Annotated in this window: 7 protein-coding genes; all 7 read right to left on the bottom strand. The window is 57.3% G+C overall.

The genetic code is table 11. The features are described 5' to 3' along the window. Window positions 1–89 precede the first annotated feature (89 nt). The 7 genes from HWY05_RS16895 to HWY05_RS16865 all read right to left on the bottom strand — a co-directional run bounded on the left by HWY05_RS16895 (window position 90) and on the right by HWY05_RS16865 (window position 12,629). On the bottom strand, window positions 90–3,206 hold the full coding sequence (locus HWY05_RS16895) for a DEAD/DEAH box helicase family protein (protein WP_208459095.1): 3,117 nt from the start codon (window positions 3,204–3,206) through the stop codon (window positions 90–92). Next, window positions 3,203–5,068, bottom strand: coding sequence for a DUF262 domain-containing protein (locus HWY05_RS16890; protein ID WP_176058988.1), 1,866 nt, complete (start codon window positions 5,066–5,068; stop codon window positions 3,203–3,205). Before HWY05_RS16890 ends, HWY05_RS16895 begins: the two co-directional genes overlap by 4 nt. Then, window positions 5,065–6,432 carry a restriction endonuclease subunit S gene (locus HWY05_RS16885; RefSeq protein WP_176058987.1) on the bottom strand — a complete coding sequence of 456 codons (1,368 nt, stop codon included), beginning with the start codon at window positions 6,430–6,432 and terminating at the stop codon, window positions 5,065–5,067. Before HWY05_RS16885 ends, HWY05_RS16890 begins: the two co-directional genes overlap by 4 nt. After that, complete coding sequence (locus HWY05_RS16880; RefSeq protein ID WP_176058986.1) at window positions 6,429–8,267, bottom strand: class I SAM-dependent DNA methyltransferase; 1,839 nt, start codon at window positions 8,265–8,267, stop codon at window positions 6,429–6,431. The genes HWY05_RS16885 and HWY05_RS16880 overlap by 4 nt, the downstream gene beginning before the upstream one ends. A 776-nt stretch (window positions 8,268–9,043) precedes the next feature. After that, a complete protein-coding gene (locus HWY05_RS16875; protein ID WP_176058985.1) occupies window positions 9,044–9,547 on the bottom strand; it encodes a hypothetical protein in 504 nt (167 codons plus the stop codon). Window positions 9,548–9,993: 446 nt separating this feature from the next. Further along, window positions 9,994–11,091 carry a hypothetical protein gene (locus HWY05_RS16870; RefSeq protein ID WP_176058984.1) on the bottom strand — a complete coding sequence of 366 codons (1,098 nt, stop codon included), beginning with the start codon at window positions 11,089–11,091 and terminating at the stop codon, window positions 9,994–9,996. Between the two features lie 902 nt (window positions 11,092–11,993). Beyond that, window positions 11,994–12,629, bottom strand: coding sequence for an HNH endonuclease signature motif containing protein (locus tag HWY05_RS16865; protein WP_208459094.1), 636 nt, complete (start codon window positions 12,627–12,629; stop codon window positions 11,994–11,996). Window positions 12,630–12,786: the final 157 nt, after the last annotated feature.

Below are 12,786 nucleotides of genomic sequence, written 5' to 3'. Positions count from 1 at the left end.
CGGTTCCATCTCGCGCAATGCTGCCAAGGGCAGGAGGACGTCTGGCCCTGTCGGGTCATCCCGCCACTCCCGCCACAATAGAGACAACGCTAAAGACGAGAATCCTTTTGCCCCGCCTCGGAGCGTGCCCGCAACGTCTCGTATAACTGCCCTGGTCCAAGAAGGATGTCCATTAGCCCCTCACGCACCCGTTCGGAACCGAGCGCCTGCGTACTCATCGCGCTATGGGCATCGAGCGCATCCATGATGGCATCCATCACCGCGACCTTCAGGTCCGGCGAGTTGGCAAACTGCGCTTTGCTGTTGCTCGCCGCCTGCTGCAACATCCTCGGATTCTCGAGCAGCTTGCCCTTGATGGCGCCGTTGACGTATACCAGCTGGTCGTCGTCGGACAGTTCGCCTTCAAACAGGCCGTTGACCTTCTGGATAATTTCGTTCAGAAGCGCCTGCTGCTTTTCCTGCACCGAACCACTGCCTACCGCGTCCATCGGCGCGAGCTTATCGGCATCGCCATGATTTAGATTCAGTGTCTGCCGGCCTGTATTCTTCAGCGTGTGATGGGTTAGCACCACCTTCGACAGGTCGACCGTATCGCGCTCGAGGCCGAATTCCAGCAGCGGGATGAGTCGCTTGTAGAAGATAAAGCGCTTCTCGATACCGGTATTGCCGTAGTTGAAAATCTGCGACAGGAACGCGTAGAGGCGCACGAAGGCGCCCATGTCATTCCTGAACAGCACCAGTGCGTCGAGCGTGTCTCTCGCGGCCTGCGCAGCCTTGTCATCGTGCTGAGCTTCGGCGGCGGCCAGCTCCTGATGCGCCGCCTTGTAGCGTTTGAGCAGGCGGTCGGCCACGGGCGCGATGGCGGTGCTCAACTGCGCCTGGGTCCCCTTCGGGTCCAGTTCGACCGATGCCACCCGGTCCACCTCGAAATCATCGTAATGCCCGCTTGCGTCAAGCTTAGCACGCAGGTCGTAGACATGATGCGGGTCAGTGGTGGCCTCCAGCTCGGCGGTTTCGTAATAGGTCTTGAATGCCTTCAGAATCTCGCTGGCGTCGTTGACGAAGTCGAGAATGTAGGTCGTGTCCTTGCCGGCATGGGCACGATTCAGGCGCGACAGCGTCTGCACCGCCTGGATGCCGCCCAGCATCTTGTCGACGTACATACCGCACAACAGGGGCTGGTCGAAACCTGTCTGGAACTTGTTGGCCACCAGCAGCAGGTGATAGTCGGGTTCCGCGAACGCGTCACGAATGTCACGCCCCTTGAGGCCCGGGTTCAGGTCCTTGCTGGTTTCGGTCACTGGCGCCGGGTAGCTCTCGGGGTCATCGATTTCTCCGGAGAAAGCCACCAGCACACCCAGCGGATAGTTCTGCTTTTCAATGTAGGCGCGAATGGCCTTCTGCCAGCGCACGGCCTCCTTGCGGCTCCCGACGACCACCATCGCCTTAGCCTTACCGTCGAGCAGCGGTTGCACGTTCTCCCGATAGTGCTCGACGACGACCTGCACCTTCTGCGTAATGTTGTACGGGTGCAGGCGGACCCATTGCATGATGCCCTTCATCGCCGCGCTACGCTCTACCTCCTTCTCGTCGAACTCCTCGCCGTCGTGCGCGAGCCTGAACGCGAGCTTGTAGGTGGTGTAGTTCTTCAGCACATCGAGAATGAAGCCTTCCTCGATGGCCTGGCGCATGGAATAGACGTGGAAGGGCTGCGGCAGTCCATCAGGCCCGGTGCGGCCGAACAGTTCCAGCGTCTTCTGCTTGGGCGTGGCGGTGAAGGCCACGTACGTCAACCCCTTCGCCCCGGTGCGCGCTTCCATCTGTGCCGCGAGTAGCGCTTCCGTGTCGATTTCGCCGCCATCCTGCAACTCGGCCCACTCCTCGGCCGACAGCAGTTGCTTGAGCTTGGCGGCCGCCTCACCGGTCTGTGAGCTATGGGCTTCGTCGGCAATCACCGCAAAACTCTTTCCCTCGGTCGCCGCGAGTTCCTGCACTGCCTGTAGCGCGAATGGGAAGGTCTGAATGGTGCAGACGATGATTTTCTTCCCATCCTTCAGTGCCTGACCGAGCTGCGCGCTTTTGCTGCCGTGCTCACCGGTGATGCTCGCGACCACGCCCGTGGTGCGCTCGAAGTCGAAGATGGCTTCCTGCAGTTGCGTATCCAGCACCGTACGGTCCGAGACCACCAAGATGCTGTCAAACATCTTTCGATGTTCTGCGTCATGCAGGTCGGCCAGAAAATGCGCGGTCCAGGCAATCGAGTTGGTCTTGCCTGAGCCGGCTGAATGCTGAATCAGGTAACGCTGGCCCACGCCTTCACGCAGCACGTCGGCGACTACGCGGCGGGTCGCATCGAGCTGGTGATAGCGCGGAAAGATGACGCTTTTGAGCTGCTTCTTATCATCGCGCTTGCCAATCAGGTAGCGGTGCAGGATGTCGAGCCAGCTGTCGCGCGCCCAGACCTGCTCCCACAAGTACGCGGTCGCGAAGCCGTCCGGGTTTGGCGCGTTACCCGCCGCCCCTTCATTGCCCCGGTTGAACGGCAGAAACCAGGTCGCCGTCCCTGCGAGGCGGGTGCTCATCATCACTTCGCGCTGGCTGACGGCGAAGTGCACGAGCGCCCCACCGGGAAAACTGAGCAGCGGCTCCGCCATACCGCCCTTGGGATGCGGATGACGGTCGAAGCGATACTGGTCCACCGCGTCCTGCACGCTCTGCGTAAAGTCCGACTTCAGCTCCGCGGTCGCGACCGGGATGCCGTTGACGAACAGTACGAGGTCCAGCGCGTCCAGCGGATGGTGGGGCGAGTGCCTCACCTGACGCACCACGCGCAGCCGGTTGGCAGCGTAATGCTGCTGGATGACGGGATTGATGGCGAGCGCCGGCTTGAACTGGGCCAGCGACAGCGGCTCCTTCAAGCCGAGCATTTCTACGCCACGACGCAGCACGTCAAGCGTGCCCCGTTCGTTCAGGCTTTTGCGCACCCGTTCGGCGAGCCGCTCATTGAGCGCCGGTCCGTGGGTCTTCGTGAGGCGCTGCCAGGTATCCGGCTGCGTCGATTCAATCCACGCGGTCAAGTCAGGCAGAAAGAGTGCGCTGGCGCGGTCATACTGCGCTGCGTCGCCCTCGGCGTAGAGCCAACCATTGGCCGCCAGGGACTGACAGATTTCAGTTTCGAAGTGAACTTCCTGGTGCAACGCCATCAAGCCCCCTTTGCTTCACGCGCTAGTTGCTGCGGGTCCCAAACCCGGTCGGCGAACTGGCGGTAAAGCAGATGACGCGCCTCCATCTCGTCCTTGCGGAATTGGGGCAGCGCCTCGAAGGGCAGGCCCTGCTCCCGGATATAGCTCAGGAAGCCCGGGTGTCTCTCGTAGCACTGCTCATGCAACGAGCGGGCCAGCAGGTTCTGACTCACGTAGTGCTGCCGCTTCTCGGCGTAGGGGAGGTCGCCGTAGCTGGCGTTGAAGGTCTTGGGCAGCAGCAACAGGCCACCGAAGCGGTTCCTCCAATCGGCGAACTCCACCGGTGAGGCAAACTCGTCAGCGTGCCGTTCGGGATGGTCGGCCCAGATGTGTTCGATTTCGAAGCGGCCACGACCGTCCACCAAGTAATCGCTTGTCTGGCTGCGGACACCCGAGGCCGTCTCCAAAAAGGCTGTCATGCGCGCCAGCAGTACCTTGATATAGCGCTTTGACCATTGGTTCAACCCGAACCCGGCGAAACCATTGCGCTTGCGGTCGCTGGTACCGTCGAAGTCGCAACCCTGCTCTTCGAGCCGAACGAGAAGGAGGTTCACGAGCTCACCCACGTCTTTGCCCCGAATGTCGCGCAGGATGAGGAACACCGCATACGACATAGCCCCGTAAGTCATGCTCAGGTAGTTCACGGCGCGGCGCGCGAGCAGGATGTCCAAAAAAATGGCCACTGCGCGAATCTTGCGTGTCAGCATCTCGGGCGAATCGTTCACCCGCAACGGCGCCAACAAGAGCGGATACTGCAAGGTGAAGTTGAAGCAAGCGACGTGGTACACAGGCTCCAGGCCTTCCTCTGGCTTGAGCGATGCCTTGCGGATGCGCTCGTACTGGCGCGTGTAGAAAACGAAGTCCTCGCACAGGAAGCGGACATAGTCTGCACTGTTGCGCAGCCCGAGTGCTTCGGCATGCTCGCCCACCCAACGATGGAACTCAGTGCCTATGCGCTCGAAGTCCTTGTTCTCCGCGCCGCTCCTGCGCTCGCGCACGCTATTGGCGTAGCAGGCACGCAGCCAGGCCTTCACTGCGTCGGTGTCCTCATCCTTTCCGAGCTTACGAAGTGCCTCTACACGTTCACGCCACAGCCGTGCCGCCTCGTTGCGTTGGCCCACGTCGCCGATGTTGGCCAGCAGATAGCCCTTGAGCATGTCCAGCGGCGAGAGCGACAGCCCCCTGTCATTCATCGTCTCGAATATGGTGTACGCATCCTCGTCGGACGCGGCACGAATTTCAATGAGGTAGACCTTCTCGCTCAGCCAGTCGCAGAAATACGGTAGCGCGTCGTCGTCGAGGTCTTCGCCGAGCTCGTCGAGCAGCTCCTCCAAGTCCGCGTAGCGTGCGACGATGGTCTGCACCGACTCCGACGCGTCGCTGGTGTCGGGCACCTCGCCGTTGAACAGCGCCGTCATGATGGCTCGGCGGTCTTCAACCGCGATGTTGAACGCGCGCTCGCCGAACCGCTCGGAGTAAATCAGGTCTTCCAGATGCGCGCGGTCTGAGCGCTGGCCTTGACGGCGGTGTAGCAGCAACAGCAGCAGAGTTAGCGTGGTCAGACGTTGCTGACCGTCCACAATGAAGAGCTGCCCATCGCGTTCGCTAAGGATAATTGAGCCCAAGAAATAGTTGCCGTACTGCGCGACCGCGCCACGCGCGTTGCCCCCGCGGTGTGATTGCAGGAACTGGCCGGTCAGGTCATCAATGAGTTCCTTGGCCTGCTTGCGTTGCCACCGGTACTCGCGCTGGTAGTAGTCGATGCCATAGCGCTTGCCCTTGAGCACCTCGCTGACTGTGCGAGCTTTGCCGTCGATGGTTTTCATGCGGCGAGTTCCTCCCCCTTGCTGACGGGCGATGGCACAGCACCGCGTACGTCGATTTTGCCAGTGACAGCGGCGGAGATGAGGGCGCTGCGGCGCTCCTTGAGCAAATCAATGGAGTGACGTGCAGCGTCATTGAGTGTGTCGAGCTTGGTGGTCTCCCGATTGAGGAAATCCGCAATTTCCGCTTGCTCGCACGCAGGAGGCGTCGCAACCCAAAAATTGATGGCGTGACCAATATTGAATTGCTCTTGTGCTGCCCCGTACTGCACAACTTCGACTTGATACCTGACCATACGACTATTCATCGCGTAGCATAGCCATTCCGACTCGAATCTGCCTCTACGAATCAGCATCACCGACGCACAGTTTCCCCCGGCGCAGCTTTCCGGTACCACCGCAGTTACCCCCGGCGCCCCTACGCGCACAGTAAGCAAGTCGCCTGCTTCGAGCTTCGTTTTCGCCTGTCTGTTGCTGCCTTCCGGGCTTATTCTTCGACAGGATTCAAGTGAAATATTGCCCTCTGAAATGTCGCCGCCATAGATGAATGGCAGGCCCCCGTCCGAGATGTAATCACTTGGATTCACTACTATGCCAACAGTGATACTAGGTGAAATTGTCTTGAGCCGTTTTACCTGCCAATGCGCCGGAACCTCACCCAACGACGCCGCGCCAGAATCCTTCATCGGCGCGTCGGGATTGAGGCCACGGGTGACAGCGTGGGAGATGGTCGCCCGGCGCTTTTCTACCAGCAGTGTGAGGAGCTTTTCCTGTTCGGCAATCAGCGCATCAATCTTGCCAGTTTCGCGGTCGAGAAATGCGGTGATGGCTACCTGCTCTGAAGACGGCGGGAAAGCCCAAGAAATATTTCTGACGAAATCATCTGGCACACGCTTTTGCCCCCCTGCGCCGTACATGCTCGCTTCACCTTGCTTTCTAAAGCCAGGTGACCGAAATATCCAATTCACAAATGCGCCGGATGTTTGGGCGGCCCTAGGCCGAGCAACAATAAGTTCGGTCGTGCCAAATCCGATACCCTCTTGAAGCCCACGCATGAGTGCACCCTTCCCATTCTCGAAACACGGGGTGATTTTCGCAACCGCTACGTCGCCGTCGCGGAAATACGTATAGCCAGATTCCACTGCCCCAACGGGGCGCGTTCGTTCAAGGCTCAAGGACCCGTCGTCGCCAATGGCCTCCATCGGTAAAAAAGAAACCTCAGTATCGCGTGCGACGGTGGAAATTTCGGACTTGGACGGGTTGAGCTCGACCGCGAAACGCATACGCTTCACGGTCCAGTGCGCTGGCACCAGCCCGAGCCATGCTGCGTCGCCGTTCTTGTACCGTGGATAAGTCGGCAAGCTCATTCCGCCAACTCCTCAAGCATTTTCATGATGCTGGCCGTCACTGTCTTCAGTTCCTCGTCAATCTCGTGAAGACTGCGCGGTGGCTCAAACAAGTAGAAGTGCCGGTTAAAAGGAATCTCATATCCGACCTTGCTCTTCTCGTCGTCAATCCACGCATCCGGCGCATGCGGCAATACCTCGCGCTTGAAGAAAGCACCAATGTCATCTGAAAGCGGCACATTTTCAGTATCGCGCAGCGCGGAATCTGGCTGCGGCTTGCCCTTCTGCTTGCCTTTCTGTCCGAGCGTAATCTGGCCCTGTTCGTCGAGCAGCGGCCGCTCGACGGTAATCGTGGTGTAGCCGAAGTCCTCGTTCCTGAAGATGCGGGCGATAGGCGCCAGTCTGACTCTGCCTCCTGCGGACGCCTCGGGAGCACTGGCGGCGGCGGTGACCACATACCGGCCGACTTCCTTGCCCTCAGCGTCCAGCACCGTGGCTAGTTCTGCCTCTAGGAACTCGCCAAAAAGTCGCGTCACCATCGCGATATGGTCATCGCTCAACTCTTTGCGCTTGCTGCCTAGACTCTTGCGCATTTTCTGCCAAAAGCTCGAAGCATCGATGAGCTGGACCCGGCCCTTGCGCGCCTGCGGCTTCCTGTTGGACAGAATCCACACGTAGGTGGAGATGCCCGTGTTGTAAAACATGTCAGTCGGCAAGCCGACGATGGCTTCCACCAGGTCGTTCTCCAGCACGTAGCGACGGATTTCGCTCTCGCCACTGCCGGCGCCGCCGGTGAAGAGAGGCGACCCATTGAGAACAATGCCAAAGCGACTGCCGCCTTCTTGCGCTGGTCTCATTTTGGAAAGCAGGTGTAGCAGGAAGAGCATGGAGCCGTCGGACACCCGTGGCAAGCCGGGGCCAAAGCGCCCATCGAATCCCTTCTGCTCATGCTCTTGGCGAACAGCCTTCTCGACCTTCTTCCACTCCACGCCGAACGGCGGATTGGAGAGCATGTAATCAAACTTGCGACCACCGTGACCATCGTCGGAAAGCGTATTTCCGACCACGATGTTGCCCACATCCTGGTCCTTGATGAGCATGTCTGCCTTGCAGATGGCGTAAGACTCGTCGTTCAGCTCCTGCCCGAACATGGTCAGGCGTGCATCCGGGTTATGCTCCAGCAGGTATTCCCCGGCTACAGAAAGCATGCCGCCCGTCCCAGCTGTCGGGTCATAAATCGTGCGCACCACGGCGTTGCCTGGCGTGAGCACATCGTCGTCCTCGATAAACAAAAGGTTCACCATCAGCCGGATGACCTCGCGCGGGGTGAAGTGCTCCCCGGCGGTCTCGTTAGAAATTTCCGCGAACTTGCGAATCAGCTCTTCGAACACGAGCCCCATCTGTGCGTTATCCACCACGGTCGGATGCAGGTCGATGTTCGCGAATTTTTCTGTGACTAGGTATAGAAGGTTCGATTTGGCGAGACGCTCGACCTGCGTATAAAAATCGAAGCGTTCGAAAATGTCCCGCGCGGCAGGTGAGAAGCCCTGTATGTATGCGTAAAGATTCTGCCGGATATGGTCTTGGTCACCCAACAGCTTGACGAGGTCGAGCGGTGAGGTGTTGTAGAACGACTGGCCTGCCTTGCGCAGGAGGAATGGGTCCGGATTCAAGCCAGCTTTTGTCTTGGCTTCAAATTCGGCCAGCACTGCCGGTTTCGTGGACTCCAGCACACAGTCCAGTCGACGCAGCACCGTGAACGGAAGAATGACCCGGCCGTACTCGGATTGTTTATAGTCGCCACGCAGAAGGTCAGCGACGGACCAGATAAAAGAAGATAACGCTTGATGATTCATTTGTTTCTGGATTCCTGCCGCCGAAATTGTGTGGCTAACCCTTCAGGAATTGCGGTTTGTCGACGCACGACCGGAGGGCGCTTGAAATCGTCTGATTTTACACTTCTGGTCCTCGCACGGTAGCAGATAGCTGCGAGGCCTCAGCTTCTGGCGAAGGTCCTGTAAAGTGCCGAAAACCGCGGACGCGCTTTGGTCCGCCGGACAAGTTCCCCGTGCAGGCAGCGTCGGCGCGTTAATTTATTGAGCGTAGTCCATTCAGGCTTCGTCGCTACGACGGTTTCACCTGCAGCGCAATCGTCCGAAACACTTTTCGTGATTGTTCAGTCGCTGGCTGCAGCACAGGATGCTTCACCCCTCGGTATTGAGGCTTGCGCTACGCCGGGCGGAAGAGGGCCTTGTTGACGTCGTGAAGCGGGGGGGGGGCGCGCGCAACGTGACACGCTTTCGAAGCAACGACACTTAGGCAGACCGGTGTTATCTCTCTACATACGTTTCAAGCTTTTTCCGTCAACGAAGGCGCTATTCGTGCCGCACCTCGCCGAACTCATGAAGACGACGTCATAAGGGCCAACTTTCGTGAGGGCCGTGCTCAGCAAAGACCCGGAGCGACCGAACGATTGGTTCTGCTCGAAGTTAGAACGGCTCCGGAGCTGAACGGCTCAGCGCGCGGTCGCAGAAGCAATACCGAGCCATCTATGACGATGCAACGAAGGACTTCGGCCGATAAGGAGGTTCAGTTCCTGTCCCCCGTAGCCCTTCACCCTCTTGGCCTCTCGCTACCCGCGGGTCGTGTGCGGCTCCTTAACACTTTCCTCACTCAACTGCCCCTGATGATATTGGGAGAGCAACAAACCTCCTGATGTCAGCACCCGCATCCCATCCGGTGATGGTGCCAAGGCGAATCGTTCCTCGTTTTCTTTCACAAAGAGATTTTCTGCGGCAGCGTCAAGTCCCAACGCGCTTGCACATCGAACAAGAAAGTCAGCCTCAGCATATTCCTTGGGAAATTTATCGAGCACTCCGGTCAGCCACGCGTCGTCCACCACAACCGTGTCTTCATCTGGAAGCTGAACTTGGCGATGGTGCCCGTGTTGCAGAACAATACGGCCGAGATGTGCTCGGCGTCCTCCTGCCGGAAGAAGCCAGATGGTATCGTTGCGGGAGATGTCGACCTCCCGGAGGCTTTGGTAAGCCGTCGCAACCCCACTCGGCTGCGCCAACTTGGCGATGATGACAACGGGCCACCATCCGCACAGACAGAGACATGCATCTCGTTGCAACCATCTACATGCTCGCTGCGCAGATGACGCATGACATCGGCCCTCGGCGGATTTTGACCAAAAACACGTCGAAACTCGCTTTCTCGATACTCAATCTGTGACCGATACATGAAGCTCAATGTCATCAAGATTCGGCTCGAGATGTCTGTCGGCAGGATGGGCTCCATCATCGTCCGACTACGGCCATTGCAGCCGTAGGGGCGCGTCGACGAGCAGCTAACCGAAGCACATCGGGGAGGACGACGCATTTGCTGCGATAGGGCTAGGCAGTGCTCCTTAGCGAGGTCTATTAAATTAGAAGTGGTAGAGCTCGGCGGCATTGTCGACAAGTATGCGGTTCCTTGCTATTTCCTCCGGGGCTACGGCGGCTAGCAAGTCGAGCAACAGCGTCGTCAGGAATCTGGTTTATTGGCTGCTCGGTAGGATGCGGCTGACGCCACTCATCCTCAAGCGCAAGCCGCCCCTAAGTCAGCGGGAAGCTCGAAAGTTTGTACGGCCATGGATACGGCCTTGGCTTGGTCCCTCAAGCGCTCGGGGTAAACCACTTTAAGCTTTCTGAACAATCTCGGCGTCACGGCGTCCGCGAGTTTGGCGACAACCTTGATTTGGAACTCATCACCGGGCTTGACCGCGAATGCATCATACTCGTTGGTCAATCTGAAGACTATCGTAGCGGTAGCGCTCTGGTAAGAAGCAATATTGATTGGTCGAAATGGATTGAATCTATCGCCTCTTCTTAGAATTTCATCATCTTCCATGAATTCGTCAAGGTCCACTATTAGATGAACCGGTTCAAGTGTAGCCTTCTTTTTTTTCATTTCTATCTGAAGCGCGACCCACTCAATGATTGCTGTACGCTGCCCCCCATTGTAGAAATTGCAGACCAATCCGAGCTGGCGAAGTCCAATCTCGTCATAATCCTTTGCAGGGAAGATTACCGGTCCAAACAGACCTTCGCACTGCATGGAGTATGCATTGTCCGTGGCCCTGACATAAAAGTGCAACAGCCAGGTCTGAAGTTGTGTCCTAAAATCTGCCAATTGGTATGTCGCCCTCCTAGTAGACATTTCCGATAAACGCGTTGTTAATCCCTCGATTATGAGTTCGCGAGCGAACGCAGGACACGGCGCGAACGTTCTGTTAGCAAGGTACTTGTCGAGCTGATGAGCAGCCGAGCCGATAAGAATTGGAAAGCTCAATGGCAAGGGCTGAGCCACAAGAACGTCACCATTTTTCCCGACATGGACTCCGGTCGCGATATTGCCGATAAGTTGCAGTTCCGCCTGTATTGTCGGGTCATTGACGACGAGTGCTTGTAGTTCGGCGACCCACCTGTCGACGTCGCCCTTCGAAAAAGGATTTTGGGATGACTTGACCTGAATCGCTCTTTTGTCGCCATTCTGAAATTCCCAAATAATATCTATCTTCTCGCTTAAGCTTGATTCGATGGTTACATTTTTCCATTCGTTATTCCAATCTAAACTCTCTAAAACGCACGTCAGTGCTTGTAGAAGGTAGCCTCTAGCCCCCGCCGCTCCGCTCATTGATGTAGCCCTCGTAAAGTAATCATTGATTGATTGACTGATTTATTTAAATAAAAGTTGAATCCAGGCTCATGGATTTGCAGTGGCATTGTGAATGGATATTTTTCCATATGCCAAGATGGCCTCTCGCTTTGCATCTTATCGCTGCTGCCACTCCCAGATGAGAACTGACCTGGCCCCTATTCTGATTCTGACTCCAGGTAGAATCTGAAGTGAAAAAGTGCCGTTTTTCATGCGCCGTGCAAACTGCTCGAGCGTCATGTAGCTCCACGCGCACGTCGAACGACGGTGGTGCCCTAAGCCAGACAAGACTATCCCACAGTACCGGTTGTCCCACGACCGCTGCCGCTGATGTCCGACCAGTCGCGCGGCTGCACCGCGGAACGGCCAGCGATAGGTATACCACGCAGTAGGGGTGATGATTTCGCATTGGAAGCGCGCGCTCGAAAACCTGCCCGCGGCCGTAGGAGATTTGGCTGCAAAAATTTTTAGGCAAACCTGAGGCGAGCCGCGAGAAGACGGACATCGAAGAGGTTTCAGCATGAGCAGGCTTCAGCTAGAGGCCGCGGCCCCGTTATGAAAGCACCCTACCATCGTTGAGGGTTGGCTATGCCTCGACAAACGACCCGTCATTGATGCCCTCGAGGTGTAGCGTTGCCACGCCCGCCGCCTGACGGATTCCCATTGGTACTCGGCCAATTGCCACCGGGAAAGCCATTCGCTGAGCGGCCGCCACTCCCTCCCTATTTGGGCCCACTGGACGAGCCCTTCGATGCTCCGCTCGAGTGCCGCGTGCGCCGCCTTGGCTGCCGCCTGTTCCTTTGCTCATCGCCGCCTCCTTCGAAGAAGATTGAGCGCGATGAATATAAGCTCGCAGCGTGAGACGGCGTCCAAGGGAATACCTATTCTGCAGAATCCTTTTTCTCGAGGAGGTCGAGTGCCGAAGTAATTCGCTCGACACTTCCCGACTTCCAGGCTTCGGCTAACAGAGTTCCTTTTTCGGTCAGGCGCACTGAATAAGCCCTTTTTGCCAATTCAGAGGCAGGGAATTGCATCTTGAAATTTGTTTCCAAAAAAATTGGAGCAACCCCTTCGCCCACGAAGTCATCGCGGGGCATTACCTCAGCAAGTCCCGAAACGATGAGGTCGGCGAACCGAACAACGCCGTCGCCAGTGAGGACCAAGTCGCTGCCAACGGGGCTATCGAGAAAAAGTAGCGCGGTTGCCGTTTCTTTCGTCCATGCCCGGTTTACTGCTACGACCATGACCTTCCAAGCGCGAACAGAGTCCGCGTGAATTTCCTTTGTATGAACCCTAGTGTGGCAGTTGGGGCACAGTGCTATTAGATTGTCAGCCGTATCTTTGCCGCCTTCTGCTACATACGTGATGTGGTGAAGTTCGAACATTAGTGTGCGACACCCCGGGTTCGCACAGATATACCCGGCTTCGGTAAGTACCTCTCGTTTTATCGGTTCTGAAATCGATTTACGCTTTTCTGATTTCGGATTATTTTCCGATTTGTCATCGCTTTTACTCACTTTCCTTGCCATAAACAACCTAGATGGGTTTCGTTGGTTCAATTTTATCTTTCATTGTATCCTGCGACGAGAGCGCTAGAAATATTGTCGTCCGACAACGGAACCGCATCCACCAAACAAGAGAAAATGGCGCATCACGGTCGGCCTCACACCTCGT

Origin of the sequence: Paraburkholderia sp. BCC1876 (genome assembly GCF_902833695.1) — a bacterium.
Classification (GTDB): Bacteria; Pseudomonadota; Gammaproteobacteria; order Burkholderiales; family Burkholderiaceae; genus Paraburkholderia.
This window is presented reverse-complemented; position numbering and strand designations above follow the sequence as displayed.